We start from the raw sequence: 14,817 nt of genomic DNA, 5'->3' as shown, positions 1-14,817 counted from the left end.
CCCGGGCGGCCCGCGACACGAGCCCGGGCGGCCCGCAGGGCACGGCCCGGGCGGCACGCGCCCGGGCGGCCCGCACGGCACAGGCCGTACCCCACCCGCCTGACCAGGCGGCACGGCAAGAGCAAGTGAAAGGCACTTCCCCGTCATGACGGAATACACGGTCCGCGACGCCTTCTACGACTACTGCCGTCGGGTGGGCATGACGACCATCTTCGGCAACCCCGGCTCCACCGAGCTGAAGATGTTCACCGACTGGCCCGACGACTTCGAGTACGTCCTCGCGCTGCAGGAGACGGTCGCCGTCGCGGCCGCCGCCGGGCACGCCCTCGGCACCGGCCGCGCGGGGCTCGCCAGCCTGCACTCGGCGGGCGGTGTCGGGCACTCGCTCGGCGCGGTCTTCAACGCCTACCGGGACCGGGTGCCCGTCGTGATCATCGCCGGCCAGCAGGGCCGCGCGATGCTGCCGTACCGCCCGTTCCTCGGCGCGGACGAGCCGGCCGAGTTCCCCCGCCCGTACGTCAAGTCCAGCATCCAGCCGGCGCGCGCCGAGGACGTCCCGGCCGCGCTGGCCGAGGCGCACCGGATCGCGATGACGCACCCGCGCGGCCCGGTCTTCCTGTCCGTCCCCGAGGACGACTGGGACCGGCCGGCCGAGCCGGTCGAGGTGCGCGAGGTGCGCACCGACTTCACCGCGTCCCCGGAGGCGGTCGCCGAGCTGGCCGAGGCGCTCAACACCGCGCGCAACCCGGTGCTGGTCGTCGGGTCGGGCGTGGACGACGAGCAGGCCATGCCCGAGGTCGTCGAGCTGGCCGAGCGGACCCGCTCGCACGTGTGGATCGCGCCGCTGTCCGGCCGGTCCGGGTTCGACGAGACGCACGAGCTGTTCCGCGGCTTCCTGCCGCCCGTCCGCGAGCACATCGTCGGGCGGCTCGCCGAGCACGACCTGATCGTCGTCCTCGGCGCGCAGGTGTTCGCCTACCACGTGCACGGCGAGGGCCCGTTCGTCCCGCCGGGCGTGCGGCTGTTCCACCTGGACTGCGACCCCAAGCAGACCGCGTGGACGCCCACCGGGACCAGCCTGCTCACCACGGTCAGGCCGGCCGTGCGGGCGCTGCTCGGGCAGATCGACGACACCGCGGCGGACCGGCTCCGCCGGCCCCTGCCGCAGCCGCGCGTCCTGCCCGCGACGCCCGAGCCGAGCGAGCCGATGGACGTCGGGCTCGTCCTGGACTCGATCCGCGCGGCGCTGCCCGAGGGCACCGTCATCGTGGAGGAGGTCCCGAGCTACCGGGACGCCTTCCACGCCCGCGTCCCGGTCAACCAGACCGGCGGGTTCCTGACCACCGGCAGCGGCGCGCTCGGCTGGGGCCTGCCGCTCGCGGTGGGCCGCGCGCTGGAGGCGGCGCAGGCCGGAACCGGCGAGCGCATCGCCCTGGTCATCGGGGACGGCTCGATGATGTACTCCGTCCAGGCGCTGTGGACGGCGGCGCAGCACGACGTGCCGCTGACGATCCTCATCCTGAACAACAGCGGCTACGGCGCGGTCAAGGCGCTCGGCCGGCGGCTCGGCATGCCGAACCCGCCCGGCTCGGACATCCCCGAGCTGGACTTCGCCGCGGTCGCCGGGGGCCTCGGCGTCCCCGGCCGGCGGGTGGGCGCGCCCGCCGAGCTGGACAAGGCCCTGGAGGAGTCCCTGGCGCACTCCGGGCCGTTCCTGCTCGACATCACCGTGGCCTCGGACAACGCCCCCGCGTACCAGCCCTGGGCCCAATGACCCGACCCGGGGCCGCCCCGCCCGCGGGGCGGCCCCGGACTTCCCCAACGACGGGGTGGCCGCGGCCTTCCCCAACTCCGAGAAGAGGACGCTCGTGCTGGAGATAGCCGACCTCACCCATTCCTATGCCGACGGGCACACGGCGATCGACGGCCTCACTCTCAGCGTCGAGGACGGCTCGCTGGTCAGCCTCGTCGGGCCGTCCGGCTGCGGCAAGTCCACGCTGCTGCGCTGCATCGCGGGGCTGATCCGGCCCACCGGCGGGACCGTCACCCTCAACGGCAGGCCGATCGACGGCGTCCCGGACGACCTGGCCGTGGTGTTCCAGGACTACAGCCGCTCGCTGTTCCCATGGCTGACCGTCCGCGACAACGTGGCGCTGCCGCTGAAGCGCAAGGGCCTGTCCCGCTCGCAGCGCCGCGAGGCCGCCGAGAAGGCGCTCGCCGAGGTCGGCCTCCCGGACGCGGGCCGCAAGTACCACTGGCAGCTGTCCGGCGGCATGCAGCAGCGCGTCGCGATCGCGCGGGCGCTGGCGTACAAGCCGTCCCTGCTGCTGATGGACGAGCCGTTCGGCGCCGTCGACGCGCAGACCCGCGAGGACCTGGAGGACCTGGTCCTCGCCCTGCACCGCTCGCAGAAGATGACCATCCTGCTGGTCACCCACGACATCGACGAGAGCGTCTACGTCGGCGACCGCGTCGTCGTCCTCGGCAAGTCCCCGGCCGGCGTCAAGGCCGACCTGGTCGTCGACCTCCCGAGCGAGCGCGACCAGATCGAGACCCGCGCGAACCCCGAGTTCATCCGCATGCGCGCCGAGGTCGGCCGCCTCATCCGCAGCACCCCCAAGCCCGCGGCCTCGGAGCCCGACGAGGCGACCGAGCCGGCCGCGTCGGACGAGCCGAAGACGCCCGCCGCAACGGAATCCAAGCCCGAGGCCAAGCCCAAGGCGGACGGGCCGAAGGCCGACGCGAAGACCGAGGCCGCGGAAGCCGAGCCCGCCGCCAAGGCTGAGGCCGACGACGCCAAGGCGAAGGCGAAGACCGAGATCGAGGACGCCAAAGCCGACGCGAAGACCGAGGCCGACGACGCGAAGGCCGACGCCAAGGAAGAGATCGACAACGCGAAGACCGACGCCAAGGCCAAGGTCGCTGAGGCCAAGTCCGAAGCCAAGGCTCAGGTGACCAAGGCCAAGGCCGACGCTCAGGACGAGGTCGACGAGGCCAAGAGCGACGCTACGAGCGAGGCGGACGAGGCGAAGGCCGAGGCTGAGGCGGAAGCGCAGGCAGCCGAGCCCAAGCGCCGCCGCTGGGGCCGCGGAAAGTCGCGCGAGAAGGCCACCGTCGTCGCAGCGGCAGCGAAGCCGAACGCCGCGAAGGCCGAGGGCGAGGCCGAGGCTGACGAGGCGAAGGCCGATGCCACGTCGTCCGACGAGAGCGTGAAGGACGAGGCGAAGCCGGAAGCCGACGCTGAGGCGCCGACTGGCAAGGACGCGGACGAGAAGCCGTCCGGCCCCGAGGCCAAGTCCGACGACGCCGAGAACGCAGGCGAAGCCGTCGACGCCAAGCCGGACGACGCGGATGCGAAGGCCGACGCGGACAAGGCCGACGACGCGAAGTCCGGCAAGGCGGGCGACGCGGACGCGAAGGACGACGCGGACGCGAAGGCGGGCGCAAACGGCGTCAAGCCGGACGCGGACGAGGCCAAGGCGGACGAAGGCGACGGCGAGGCGGACGACGCGGACGGTGCGGCCGGGGCGCGGTCGGGGCGGAAGCCGGCGACGGTCGTGCAGGCCGCGTCGCGGTCGCGGTCGCGGCGGCGGTCGGCGGAGTAGGGCGCGGAGGATGCGCGTCCTGGTGGTCGGGGCGGGCGTCGGCGGGCTGACCGCGGCGCTCGCCCTGCATGCGAACGGAATCGCGGCGACCGTGGTCGAGTCGGTCGCCGCACCCCGCCCGCTCGGCGTCGGCATCAACCTGCTGCCGCACGCCGTCCGCGAGCTGACGGAACTGGGCCTCGGCGGCACGCTCGCCGACCTCGCGATCCCGACCGGGCAGATGTCGCATTTCGACCGGCACGGCGGGCTGATCTGGGCCGAGCCGCGCGGGATGGCGCTCGGCTACCGGTGGCCGCAGTATTCGATCCACCGCGGCGAGTTGCAGATGGCGCTGCTGGGGACCGTCCGCGAGCGCTTAGGCGAGGAGGCCGTCCGCTGCGGATGGAGCCTTCTCGGCTTAGAGCAGGAGGACGACCTCGTGCGCGCGCGTCTCAGGGACCGCGGGACGGGCGCTGAGGAAACGGTTGAGGCGGACGTCCTCGTCGGGGCAGACGGCCTGAACTCGACGGTCCGGCGCGTCCTGAACCCGGGCGAAGGCGCGCCGCTGTGGAACGGCATCCGGATGTGGCGCGGCGTCGTCGAGGCCGACCCGGTGCTGGACGGGCGGACGATGGTCGTCGCGGGCAGCAACGCCACGGTCAAGATCGTCGTCTACCCGATCTCGGCGCGGACCGAGCGCGAGACCGGCCGCGCCCTGCTGAACTGGGTCGCCGAGGTCCGCGAGCCGGACGCGGCCGCCGGGGCCGTCGACTGGAACCGCGCGGGCCGCCTCGAAGACGTCCTCCCCCACTTCGACGGCTGGTGCTGGGACTGGCTGGACGTCCCGGACCTGCTCTCCCGGACGGACGCCGTCCTCGAATACCCGATGGTGGACCGCGACCCGCTCCCGTCCTGGACGCGCGGCTGCGTCACGCTCCTCGGCGACGCCGCGCACCCGATGTACCCGGTCGGGTCGAACGGCGGCTCGCAGGCGATCCTCGACGCCCGCGTCCTGGCTTACGAACTGGCCCGCGCGGACGACCCGTCCAAGGGCCTCCTCGCCTACGAGGACACGCGCCGCGAACCGGTCAACGCGATCGTCCTCGCCTGCCGCGACATGCCTGTCGACCACGTCCTGCAGACGGTCGCCGATCGCGCCCCGGACGGCTTCACCCGCGTCGAGGACGTCCTGACCCCCGACGAACTGGCCGGCATCTCCAGCGCCTACCGCAGAACGTCCTTCCAGGACGCCGAACTCCTCAACACCCGCCCGTCCTACACGGTCACCCCGCCCGCCTGAGCGGCGCGTCCGCCACACGCCGCGTCCGTCCGAGCGCCTCATGCCCGGACGGACGCGGCGGTCGCGTCACCGCTGGCCGGGCCTGTCGACGATCTTGTATTCGGTCACCGAGTACCACATCAGCAGGGTGCCCTTCTTCACGTGCACGCTGCCGCGGCTGAAGTCGCGGGTCGCGTCCTCGCCGCCGCCGAGGAACCGGTGGCTCTCCGGATCGAAGATGAAGGTCTCCCGGTCGCCCCCGTCGTCCCAGGAGAACCCGTCGCCGCGCCGTCCGATCTGGTCGGCGAGGCCGGGACGCACGGCCACCCCGGGGATCTTGAAGAGCGCCTGGTAGGCGGCGCTCCGGAGCCGGGGCGAGATCGGCTTCTGCAGCATCTCGGTCAGGTCTTCGAACACGTCGCGCGGCCCGGTCCTGCCGACCTGGTTCGGGTAGTGGACGGCGTAGAACTCGCGGAGGAGCGCATCGGGCTCGGCGGGGAGCTTGTCGTAGTTGGTCAGGTTGAACGCCTTGCCACCGGCGGGGACCTGCACCCTGACCGTCCTGCCGTCCGGCGGGGGCATGACGCTCAGCGCGCCCTTGCTGTTGATGTAGGCGTGCGACAGGCCGTCCACGCGGTCCCAGGTGTCCAGCTGCTCGGTCGTCTTCGAGTCGACACCCTTCCACCAGTAGTTCATGTTCCAGCCGCCCGCGTTGATCCGGTGGACGTACAGCCACTGGTGCGGCCGCGGCGAGCGGTAGGCGGGCGATTGGACGTGGCCGCCGTCCGAGCCCCCGCGCAGCGCCGCGGCTCCGACGCCGATCCCCAAGGTGAGCACGACCGCGGCCGCAACCGGAAGCAGCGACCGCCGCCATCCCGCCGTCCCGCGCCCTCCGCTCCGGCGGCCCGCCACGTCCAGCACGCCAGGCGCGTCTCCCGGTGTTTCGGAGAGGGCGAGGAGGCGGGCGCGGATTTCGTGGCGGGTCTGGGTGGACATCTCCGGCGGTGCGGCACGCAGATTCTTCAGTTCGTTCAGCTCGTCGAGTTCGTTCATCGTCCGGTTCCCTCCAGCGCGGCGCGGATCTTGCGGCGCGCTCTGAACAAGCGCGACCGGACGGTGCCGATCGGCACTTCCAGCGCGGTCGCGACCTCCTCGTACGACAGGTCGCCCCACGCGACCAGGAGCAGGACGTCGCGGTCGCCGGGGTTGAGCTTCGCGACCGCCCCCGCGAGCCGCCGCTCCGCCTGGGCCGCGACGCGTTCCACCACGGCGTCGTCCATGGGTTCGGGCAGCGGGTCCACGCCCGTCCGGTGGAGGGCGCGCAGGTAGCGCTCCTCGGCGCGGTGGTGGCGGGCGATGAGCCTGCTCGCGATGCCGTAGAGCCAGGGCCGCGCGTGCGGCTGCGTCCGGTCGTAGGAGCCGCGGCGGCGGAACGCGGTGTAGAAGGTCTCGGCCGTGATGTCCTCGGCGGCCTGGACGCCGAGCCGCCGTGCCGCGTAGTCGTGGATGCGGCCCCCGTGCCGGTCGAACAGGACCGCGAACCATTCGGGCTCGTCCAGCGAGAGCCCGATGAGCGCCGCGTCGTCCAGCCGGCCGGCCTGCGGGGGCCCGGGTGTGACCGCGGCCGTCATGAGCTGATCCCCTGGGCCATGACGTCCTTCTCGGGTCGGGATGTGGGTTCGCACACCCGTTGTCGCCCGCAACCCCGGATCGAGTTCTCGGCGGGGCCTGGAGCGGGTCTCAGTGGGGTGGCGGCATCGGGTGGACGGCGTTCCCGGGCTCGCATCCGGCCTCGCCGGGCATGCGCTGGACGGTGGACGGGACGAACACGTCGGTCTTGCCGGGCGCGACGCTGACCAGCACGCAGTCGAGCGGGCCGTTCGGAGCGGACGGTCTGACCGTCAGCGAGACGCCGACCGTGTCGTCCTCGGTCAGGTAGCGGACGCTGATCGCCGGGTCGAGCCGCATCCGCTCCACGGCCTGCCGGATCGTGCCCTCGTCGGCGCGTCCGCGCGGCGGCACGGCCGGGATCGCCTTCCGGAGGCTGGTTTCGGACGGCAGCCGGGGACCCTTCGGCCAGGGCCCGAACCGGAGCGGCGCGGACGCCGGGCACCTCACCTGCGGCGGGGCGGTGTCGAAGGGCGTCTCCTGGTCGACCCTGAGCTCGAAGCACCGCTTCACGCGGATCTCGTTCCCGCCGAACGCCTCCGTGCTCTGCCCCTCCAGGCGGACGACCAGCCGGACACCGCCCTTGTCGCGGAGGGACGTCCCGGACACGTTCATGACCTCGGTGCCGTCCAGCTCGGACGCGCGGTGGGCGATGTCCTGCGCGCGGACCTGCGGCCCTCCGCGCAGCACGTTGCCCGCCCGCCGGGCCTTGTCGCGGGCGACCGAGGCCGCCTGCTCCTCGGCGGACGGCATGGCCGCGCACCCGGCCAGGGAGACGAGAACCACCACGAAGGGCATGAATCGGAGCATCCGCCCATCATCGAGCCCATTCCCGCCCCTCGCATCCGCTCAGATACTCAGATGAGCCCGCGGACGGGCTTCTGGACGTTCGGGGCGGTCGGGTCAGTCGCCGGCGTTGGACGGGCGGCTCGACATCAGGTGGGCGGCGTAGCGGGCGATGATCGGGCGTTCGGGCGCGATGATCTCGTCCGGGACGTCGTCGATGTCGTAGAAGCGGGCCGCCCTCGCCTCGCGCGGGTCCAGGACCAGGTCGATGTCGGAGCGGACGCGGGCGAGGTAGGCGGCGGTCACGTTGTAGATCTCGTCGCCGTGCGGGAAGCGGTAGTAGTACTCGGCGCCGGAGAACACGTCGAGCAGCGTCATCTCGCCGATCTCGACGCCGGTCTCCTCGCGCACCTCCCGCCGCCCGGTCTCCTCGAACGACTCGCCCGGCTCCATCAGGCCGCCCGGCAGGCACCAGCCGGCGCCGTCCGCGCGGTCGAGGAGCAGCAGCCGCCAGCCCTCGTCCACCAGGACCACCGACGTGCCGGGCAGCAGCAACGGCCGCGTCCCGACGAGCCGCCGCAGTTCGCTGACGTAATCGGTCACCCGCCCACCCGCCTCCACTCGCCTGCGCACACCCTAAACCCGGCGATCTTCCCCATCTCACCCGCCATGCGCCCGGGATGCGCCGGGGATGCGCCGGGGATGCGCGCCGCCCGGGGGACGCCGGCGGGGCGCGGATCAATCGAACAGTGATGTTCATCTAGGGGATGGTGACCGGCGCCTACCGGCTAGTAGGTTTCGGGCATGCGGATTCGCCATCTGAATTGCGGGACGATGCGGCCGTTCGGCGGGCGGCTGATCAGCGGGAACGGGAGCGTGCTCGGGCAGGCCCGGATCGTGTGCCACTGCCTGCTGCTCGAAACCGACGACGGCCTGGTGCTCGTCGACACCGGCCTCGGGACGGAGGACGTGCGGCGTCCGAAAGCCCTGAACCCCGGGATCCGGACGTTCGTCCGGCCGGTACTGGACGAGGCCGAAACGGCCGTCCGGCAGATCGAGCGGCTCGGATATCGGGCCGAGGACGTCCGGCATATCGTCCTGACCCATTTGGACTTCGACCACGCGGGCGGGCTGCGGGACTTCCCGCACGCGAAGGTGCACGTGAGCGCGACCGAGCTGGACGCGGCGGTCCGTCCGGCGACGATGCTGGAGAAGTCGCGGTACCACGCGCCGGACTGGGCGCACGGGCCGGACTGGGTGGCGCACGAGGCGAGCGGCGAGCGCTGGTTCGGGTTCTCGGCCGTCCGGGACCTGCCGGGCCTGCCGTCGTCGATCCTGGTCGTGCCGCTGGCCGGGCACACGCGCGGGCACACCGGTGTCGCGGTCGAGACGTCCGAGGGCTGGCTGCTGCACGCCGGCGACGCGTACTTCAACCGGGCCCAGATGGCGCCCGCGCCGTCCTGCCCGCCGCTGATCGGCGCGTTCCAGGTGATGCTGCAGGCCGACCGCGCCGAGCGGCTGCGGAACGTCGCGCGGCTGAACGAGCTGGCCCGCGGCGGCAAGGTGGACGTCTTCTGCGCCCACGACGAAGTGGAGTTCGACCGCGCCGCCGCCGGAACCCCGGCAGGATGACCGGCATGACCGCATTCGACGCCAAGGCCGATCTCCAGGTGTGCCTCCAGGACGCGCGGGACGCGCTGCTCTGGAAGCTGGACGGGCTGTCCGAATACGACGTCCGCCGCCCGATGACTCCGACCGGAACCAACCTTCTGGGCCTGGTGAAACACCTTACGGGCGCGGAGGCGGTCTATTTCGGCGCGATGTTCGGCCGGCCGTTCGACGGCCCCGGGCTGTGGATCACGGGCGACGCCGAGCCCAACGCCGACCTCTGGGCGACCCCGGACGAGTCGCGCGAGCAGATCGTCAACGGCTACCGCGAGGCGTGGCGGCATTCGGACGAGACGATCGCCGCGCTGGAACCGGACGCGCTCGGCCGGGTCCCCTGGGACGACAAGGTGGAACTGACGCTGCACCGCGTCCTCGTGCACATGATCGGCGAGACGCACCGGCACCTCGGGCACGCCGACATCGTCCGCGAGCTGGCGGACGGCGCGGTCGGGCAGCGCCCGGACGGCGGCAACATGGCCGAGGGCGACGCCGCCTGGTGGGCGGAGCACCACGCGAAGGTGGAGCGCGCCGCCAAGCAGGCCGCCGCGGACGCCTGACCGCTTGGAACTCGCCGCCGCGGGCGGCTGACCGTTCAGAGCGGACGTCAAACCGTTTGGAACCGTCCGCGCCGGTCGCCACACTGAGCGCATGACACGACCCGGCACCAAGGACCACCTGCACCGATACCTCGACTTCGGGCGGGACGCGCTGCTCTGGAAGCTCGAAGGGCTGTCCGAGTACGACGTCCGCCGCCCGATGACCCCGACCGGAACCAACCTTCTGGGCCTGGTGAAACACCTCTCGGGGGTCGAGGCGGGCTATTTCGGCGCGACCTTCGGGCGCCCCTTCCCCGAGCGCCTCGCCTGGATCGAGGAGGACGCCGAGGACAACGCCGACATGTGGGCCACCCCGGACGAGTCGCGCGAGGACATCCTCGGCCTGTACGCGCGCGTCCGCGCCCATGCCGACGCGACGATCACCGAGCTCCCGCTGGACTCCCCTGGCCGCGTCCCGTGGTGGCCGGACGAGCGCGCCGACGTCACACTCGACCAGATCCTCGTCCACGTCGCGGTCGAGGTGCACCGGCACGCCGGCCACGCGGACGTCGCCCGCGAGCTGATCGACGGCGCCGTGGGCATGCGCGTCGGCCGCGACAACCTCCCGGACGGCGACGGCACCTGGTGGCACGAGTACCGGAACAAGCTGGAACAGGCCGCCAAGACCGCCGCCGCCAACTCCCGCACGTAACCGCTCCCGGCCCGGCTCGCCTTGACGGAAGTGGGCGGGCGCCCACTAGTGTGGGCGCATGCCCACTCTACCGTCCGGCACGCCCCGGCAGCCGCACCCGTTCGAGGGCCGCGAGGCCCACCAGGCCCGCGAGATGGCCGAGTCCTTCGGCGCGTCCGCCGAACGCTACGACCGCGCCCGCCCCGGCTACCCCGACGCGCTCATCACCCGGATCGTCGCCGCCGCGTCCCGCGCAGGCGGGGCCGGGCCGGTCGTGCTGGACGTCGGCTGCGGGACGGGGATCGCGTCACGGCAGTTCCAGGCGGCGGGGTGCGAGGTCCTCGGCGTGGACGTGGACGAGCGCATGGTCGCGTTCGCCCGCTCCCGCGGCCTGGACGCGGAGGTCGCGAAGTTCGAGGAATGGGACGCGTCCGGCCGCACGTTCGACGCCGTCGTGTCCGCGACGACCTGGCACTGGCTGGAGCCGGACTCCGCGGCGGCGAAAGCGGCCATGATCCTTCGCCCGGACGGAGTGCTCGCCGCGTTCTGGCACATCTTCGCGCCGGAGCCGGCGGCGGCCGAGGCGTTCGACGCCGTCTACGCCCGCGTCCTCCCGGAGCTGCAAATCCTGAACCGGCCGCAGGCCGCCGCGAGCGGGCATTCGGCCATCGTGGACAAGGCGTCCGACGGCATCCGCGCGACGTCCGCCTTCACCGAACCCGAAATCTGGACCTACGAGTGGACGCGCACCTACACGCGCGACGAGTGGCTAGACCACGTCCCCACGACCGGCGTCGCCCCCCGCATCCCCGAGCCCAAGATGAACGAACTCCTGGACGCTCTCGGTGACGCCGTCGACACCCTCGGCGGCTCCTTCACCATGAACTTCACCACCCACGCCCTAACCGCCGTCCGCCTCCCGAGTTCGTAGTCCGCGCACCGGATTCGGCCGGGCGTCTGGACAACCATGCCGTTCGCATTGTCCAGGATCATTGCGACTGGACAATCCGCAGCCTATTCAAAGGAGGTCGGATCACATGGCGGGCACACCCATGGCCCGCCCAGGGAAAGGAAGTGCGATGTCCCTACGCATCAGGGCCCTGCCCAACGCGAGAACCCGTGACGGGGATCCGGTCGCGAGCGCGCCCGCGTCCACGGCAAAGCACCTGGTCAAGACGCTCGTGACCGCGGTGGCAGTGGTCGGCTCGGCATTCCTGTTCACGCTTCCGGTCTCGTCGGCGCCCGCCTCTGCGGCAACGCTGGCGTCCAATGACTGCGGGCTGCCCACGCAGGCGAACCCCGGTGACGCATTCGACGGCAGCTTTCCCAACTGCTGGGTGTGCAAAGGCACCGCGCTCTGGCTCAATTCCCAGAACCCCACGCTCCACTACTACTGCACGTACAATCCCAGCAATGGGCTGACCGACCTTCACTACCACCGGCTCGTCTAGCGGGCCGGACGAATCCGAGGGCCCTGGCCGGCGTTCGCTTCACGAAGTCTTAACCTTCCGCGTTCGGCCAGGCCGTTGCCGTCCGAAACCGAACGGCTGTTCAATGGCCGGGTGAACCAGCCGGGACCTCCCCCCTTCCCCCCGCAGGCGTCCGCACCCAGCGGTCCGCCCGGACGACTCATCGCCGCGTTCGCCGGTGGCACGGTCGTGACCACCATCGCCGCGTTCGTCGTCCTCTTCATCTCGTACGTACTGAGTTCCAACCTCGCCCAGATCTGGGGCTTCTACGGCCTCCGGCTCGTCGGGGCGGTCGGCCTCGGCCTGGTCATGGCCATCGCGTTCGTGGTCGCCAAGGCCCAGGGGCCGATCGCCCCGATCGCCGCCGCCGTCGGCGGGCTCATCGCCGAGCGGGTGGGCTGGCTGCTGGGCGACGCGGTCATGGAGCTCGGCCAGCAGTCCCTTGAGGTCCGGTTCGGCGCGTCCATCCAGTACGCCGACGTCTACAGGCTGCTCAACTGGGCCGCCATCCTGGCCGTCCCGCTCGCGGCGGGCGCCCTGACCGCGCTCATGACCCTGCGCAACGCGAAGGCCACCCCCTCCGCACCCGCGCCCGGAGCGCCTCTCCCGCCCCCGCCTCCTCCGCCGTACCCGGGTCCAGGCGTCCCGCCGCAGCAGCAGGCCGGGCCGGACGGCCCCTCGCAGCAGCCGGGCGTCCCGCCGCACGCAGGGACGTGACGCGCTCTCCGTCCGTGGGTTGAGGGCGTCTCGGCCCGCGGGCGGATGGCAGGACGGGACGGGCTCTGTAGCGTCCCTCGTATGACGAGATCACGTTGGGTGGCCGCCGGGATCGCCGGGCTGGCGGCGGCCGCCTCCCTGTCAGGGGCCGTGGCCGCGGCGGCCGCACCGGCCGCGCCGAAGTGGAGCCGGTGTCCGGACGCGGCGAAGGGGCCGAACCCGGCGGAGTGCGCGGACATCCGCGTGCCGCTGTCGTGGGCCGACCCGCACGGACGGTCCATCTCGCTGCACCTGTCCCGCCTGCCCGCGCTCGACAAGAGGCATCGCCTCGGTTCGCTGCTGTTCAACCCCGGCGGGCCCGGCGGTGAGGGCGCGGAATCGATCTCCGAGTACGGGCGCGTCCTGCTGCCCAAGGCGCTCCAGGACCGCTTCGACATCGTCGGCTTCGACCCGCGCGGCGTCGGCAAGAGCACCGCCGTGTCCTGCGGCGGGCCCGGCCTCTCGCCGCGCGTTCCGGTCTTCCCGAAAAACGGCACGCAGTTCGCCGCGATCCAGCGACAGAGCAGGACGTACGGGACGTCCTGCGTGAAGCACTCCGCGCCCGGCCTCGTCGCGAACGTCGACACGCCCAGCGCCGCCCGCGACATGGACGCGATCCGCGTCGCGCTCGGCGAGAAGAAGATCAGCTTCCTGGGCGTCTCGTACGGGACGTTCCTCGGCCAGACCTACGCGCGGCTGTTCCCGCAGCGCGTCGGCACGATGGTGCTGGACGGCGCGATGGACCACGCGGTCGGCCCGCGCGCCTTCCTCTACCAGGAGGCGTCCGAGGTCTCCCGCGTGTTCGGCCTCTTCGCGCGGTGGTGCTCCGCCACGACGTCCTGCGCGCTGCACGGCCAGAACGTCACGAAGGTCTGGGACGACCTGCTCGCCCGCGCCGCCCGCGAACCGATCCCCGCCCCGCACGCCCAGGGCGGTGCGACGAGGGTGAACGACGAGGCGATCCGGATGGTCCTGACGAACCTGCTGCTTCTCGGCCCGACCAGTACCGTGCTCCCCTCGACCTGGCCCGCGCTGGGCGATGCCATCGCGCGCGCACGAGCCGGGGACGCTTCCGCCATGGCCGACAACTCCGCAGTAGGCCAGCCCCAGGACGCCTACGCCGCAATCGGCTGCCAGGACTTCCCGCCCCAACTCCGCGGCTACGCCGACGCCGCCGCAAGGCTCAAGCACGTCCGCGCTCTGTCCCCGCACACGGGCGGCGCGTCCGAGGCGTGGCTGATGACGGACCTGTGCGCGTCCTGGCCGCTGCCCGCGTCCGACCCGTGGACGGCCCGGAGGATCACCGGCGTCCCGCCCGTCCTGGTCGCCAGCACGCGGCACGACCCGTCCACGCCGCTGGTCTGGGCGCAGGGCCTGCACCGCGAGATCGCCGGCAGCGGCCTGCTCGTCGCCGACGTCATCGGCCACACCGCGTTCTTCAACTCCGCCTGCGCCCGCGACGCCGAGGCGGGCTACCTCATCAGCGGCAGGCTGCCGTCCGTCCACTGCACGGCGTGAAAGGCCGAGGGGGTGGACGCCCCGCAACGTCCACCCCCTCGCGTCACCTCATCAGTGGTGACGGCTCCAGAGAGCGGTGTGCCCCTTGTAGATCACGACGTTCCCGTCGTTCTGGACGGCGAGGAACGCGCCCTTGCCCTGCGTCCCGCTGCTCCACAGCGGCGTCCGGCCCTTGTAGACGACCAGGTTCCCGTCCGTCTGCATGGCCGCGAACGCGCCCGGGTGCCGCGCGGTGACCGTCGACCACAGCGCGGTGCTCCTGCCCGTGTAGAGGACGAGGTTGCCGTCCGTCTGCATGACCAGCCGGTACTTCGAGTTCGGCGACCGGACGTACTGCCCGGCCTTCAGCGCCATCCCGGACGGCAGCACCCCGACGTACATCCACCGCGACCACAGCGCCGTCCGGCCCTTGTAGATCACGAGGTTCGAGTCGTCCTGGACGGCGAGGAACGCCCCGCGCTGCCCGCCGGTGTTGGACGCCCACAGCGGCGTCCGCCCCTTGTAGACGACCAGGTTCCCGTCGGTCTGCATGCCCGCGAACGCGCCCTTGTGCCCCGCCGTGTTGGACGACCAGAGCGGCGACTTCCCCTTGTAGAGGACGAGGTTCCCGTCCGTCTGCATGGCGAGGAGGTACTTGCGGTTGTGCGAGCGGAGGTAGTGCCCGGCCTTCAGCGCCTGACCGGGCTTGAGCACATTGGCGACCTTGGCCGCGTCCGCGACCGAGGGCACCGGAGCGGCGGCATCGGCCACCGCCGGAGACGCCATGAGGGCAGTGGCCGCCCCCGCAGCGACAATCTTGTTTCTCATGCGCACTGAGACGAACCAGCGCCCCGCCAAGATCCCCCTCCCAGCAAAATTCTCC

Annotated in this window: 14 protein-coding genes and 1 pseudogene; 10 read left to right on the top strand and 5 right to left on the bottom strand. The window is 72.3% G+C overall.

What is annotated here, in order from left to right; translation table 11 throughout:
- Nucleotides 1–145 precede the first annotated feature (145 nt).
- The 3 genes and pseudogenes from mdlC (at nt 146) to FHU30_RS07730 (ending at nt 4,884) form a co-directional block, all read left to right on the top strand.
- A complete protein-coding gene (mdlC, locus tag FHU30_RS07740; protein ID WP_253873432.1) occupies nt 146–1,774 on the top strand; it encodes a benzoylformate decarboxylase in 1,629 nt (542 codons plus the stop codon).
- A gap of 94 nt (nt 1,775–1,868) precedes the next feature.
- Nucleotides 1,869–2,630: pseudogene (locus FHU30_RS07735) on the top strand (ABC transporter ATP-binding protein); the annotation flags it as partial.
- 985 nt (nt 2,631–3,615) lie between these two features.
- Nucleotides 3,616–4,884: a flavin-dependent oxidoreductase gene (locus FHU30_RS07730; RefSeq protein ID WP_253873430.1), complete on the top strand. Its 1,269-nt coding sequence runs from the start codon at nt 3,616–3,618 to the stop codon at nt 4,882–4,884.
- 66 nt (nt 4,885–4,950) lie between these two features.
- On the opposite strand, the gene FHU30_RS07725 is transcribed toward FHU30_RS07730, so the two are convergent.
- The 4 genes from FHU30_RS07725 to FHU30_RS07710 all read right to left on the bottom strand — a co-directional run bounded on the left by FHU30_RS07725 (nt 4,951) and on the right by FHU30_RS07710 (nt 7,920).
- Entirely contained in the window at nt 4,951–5,916 is a 966-nt protein-coding gene (locus FHU30_RS07725) for a hypothetical protein (RefSeq protein WP_253873428.1), read from the bottom strand.
- Nucleotides 5,913–6,494 carry an RNA polymerase sigma factor gene (locus FHU30_RS07720; protein ID WP_253873426.1) on the bottom strand — a complete coding sequence of 194 codons (582 nt, stop codon included), beginning with the start codon at nt 6,492–6,494 and terminating at the stop codon, nt 5,913–5,915. Before FHU30_RS07720 ends, FHU30_RS07725 begins: the two co-directional genes overlap by 4 nt.
- 109 nt (nt 6,495–6,603) lie before the next feature.
- Entirely contained in the window at nt 6,604–7,329 is a 726-nt protein-coding gene (locus tag FHU30_RS07715; protein WP_253873424.1) for a hypothetical protein, read from the bottom strand.
- Between the two features lie 105 nt (nt 7,330–7,434).
- Nucleotides 7,435–7,920 carry an NUDIX hydrolase gene (locus tag FHU30_RS07710; RefSeq protein ID WP_253873422.1) on the bottom strand — a complete coding sequence of 162 codons (486 nt, stop codon included), beginning with the start codon at nt 7,918–7,920 and terminating at the stop codon, nt 7,435–7,437.
- Between the two features lie 201 nt (nt 7,921–8,121).
- Here FHU30_RS07710 and FHU30_RS07705 point away from each other — a divergent pair, with 201 nt between their 5' ends.
- The 7 genes from FHU30_RS07705 to FHU30_RS07675 all read left to right on the top strand — a co-directional run bounded on the left by FHU30_RS07705 (nt 8,122) and on the right by FHU30_RS07675 (nt 13,955).
- Nucleotides 8,122–8,949, top strand: a complete 828-nt coding sequence (locus FHU30_RS07705; protein WP_253873420.1) for an MBL fold metallo-hydrolase — start codon at nt 8,122–8,124, stop codon at nt 8,947–8,949.
- Nucleotides 8,950–8,954: 5 nt separating this feature from the next.
- Nucleotides 8,955–9,542, top strand: a complete 588-nt coding sequence (locus FHU30_RS07700) for a DinB family protein (RefSeq protein ID WP_253873418.1) — start codon at nt 8,955–8,957, stop codon at nt 9,540–9,542.
- A 91-nt stretch (nt 9,543–9,633) separates the two neighbouring features.
- Nucleotides 9,634–10,233: a DinB family protein gene (locus tag FHU30_RS07695; RefSeq protein ID WP_253873416.1), complete on the top strand. Its 600-nt coding sequence runs from the start codon at nt 9,634–9,636 to the stop codon at nt 10,231–10,233.
- Nucleotides 10,234–10,291: 58 nt separating this feature from the next.
- Nucleotides 10,292–11,143 (top strand): class I SAM-dependent DNA methyltransferase, encoded by an 852-nt coding sequence (locus FHU30_RS07690; protein ID WP_253873414.1) that lies wholly within the window; start codon nt 10,292–10,294, stop codon nt 11,141–11,143.
- Between the two features lie 148 nt (nt 11,144–11,291).
- Nucleotides 11,292–11,663: a hypothetical protein gene (locus FHU30_RS07685; protein WP_253873412.1), complete on the top strand. Its 372-nt coding sequence runs from the start codon at nt 11,292–11,294 to the stop codon at nt 11,661–11,663.
- 111 nt (nt 11,664–11,774) lie between these two features.
- Nucleotides 11,775–12,398: a hypothetical protein gene (locus tag FHU30_RS07680; protein WP_253873410.1), complete on the top strand. Its 624-nt coding sequence runs from the start codon at nt 11,775–11,777 to the stop codon at nt 12,396–12,398.
- An 81-nt stretch (nt 12,399–12,479) separates the two neighbouring features.
- Nucleotides 12,480–13,955, top strand: a complete 1,476-nt coding sequence (locus FHU30_RS07675; protein WP_253873408.1) for an alpha/beta hydrolase — start codon at nt 12,480–12,482, stop codon at nt 13,953–13,955.
- A 51-nt stretch (nt 13,956–14,006) separates the two neighbouring features.
- Here FHU30_RS07675 and FHU30_RS07670 read toward each other — a convergent pair whose 3' ends face one another.
- Nucleotides 14,007–14,720, bottom strand: a complete 714-nt coding sequence (locus FHU30_RS07670; protein ID WP_253873406.1) for a hypothetical protein — start codon at nt 14,718–14,720, stop codon at nt 14,007–14,009.
- Nucleotides 14,721–14,817: the final 97 nt, after the last annotated feature.

Origin of the sequence: Actinomadura rupiterrae (assembly GCF_024172125.1) — a bacterium.
Lineage (GTDB): Bacteria > Actinomycetota > Actinomycetes > Streptosporangiales > Streptosporangiaceae > Spirillospora > Spirillospora rupiterrae.
This window is presented reverse-complemented; position numbering and strand designations above follow the sequence as displayed.

Bases quoted from the DNA above. Each gene is read 5' to 3' on its own strand.
- mdlC (WP_253873432.1), top strand. From the start codon at position 146: ATGACGGAATACACGGTCCGCGACGCCTTCTACGACTACTGCCGTCGG.
- FHU30_RS07730 (WP_253873430.1), top strand. From the start codon at position 3,616: ATGCGCGTCCTGGTGGTCGGGGCGGGCGTCGGCGGGCTGACCGCGGCG.
- FHU30_RS07725 (WP_253873428.1), bottom strand. From the start codon at position 5,916: ATGAACGAACTCGACGAGCTGAACGAACTGAAGAATCTGCGTGCCGCA.
- FHU30_RS07720 (WP_253873426.1), bottom strand. From the start codon at position 6,494: ATGACGGCCGCGGTCACACCCGGGCCCCCGCAGGCCGGCCGGCTGGAC.
- FHU30_RS07715 (WP_253873424.1), bottom strand. From the start codon at position 7,329: ATGCCCTTCGTGGTGGTTCTCGTCTCCCTGGCCGGGTGCGCGGCCATG.
- FHU30_RS07705 (WP_253873420.1), top strand. From the start codon at position 8,122: ATGCGGATTCGCCATCTGAATTGCGGGACGATGCGGCCGTTCGGCGGG.
- FHU30_RS07700 (WP_253873418.1), top strand. From the start codon at position 8,955: ATGACCGCATTCGACGCCAAGGCCGATCTCCAGGTGTGCCTCCAGGAC.
- FHU30_RS07695 (WP_253873416.1), top strand. From the start codon at position 9,634: ATGACACGACCCGGCACCAAGGACCACCTGCACCGATACCTCGACTTC.
- FHU30_RS07690 (WP_253873414.1), top strand. From the start codon at position 10,292: ATGCCCACTCTACCGTCCGGCACGCCCCGGCAGCCGCACCCGTTCGAG.
- FHU30_RS07685 (WP_253873412.1), top strand. From the start codon at position 11,292: ATGTCCCTACGCATCAGGGCCCTGCCCAACGCGAGAACCCGTGACGGG.
- FHU30_RS07675 (WP_253873408.1), top strand. From the start codon at position 12,480: ATGACGAGATCACGTTGGGTGGCCGCCGGGATCGCCGGGCTGGCGGCG.
- FHU30_RS07670 (WP_253873406.1), bottom strand. From the start codon at position 14,720: ATGGCGTCTCCGGCGGTGGCCGATGCCGCCGCTCCGGTGCCCTCGGTC.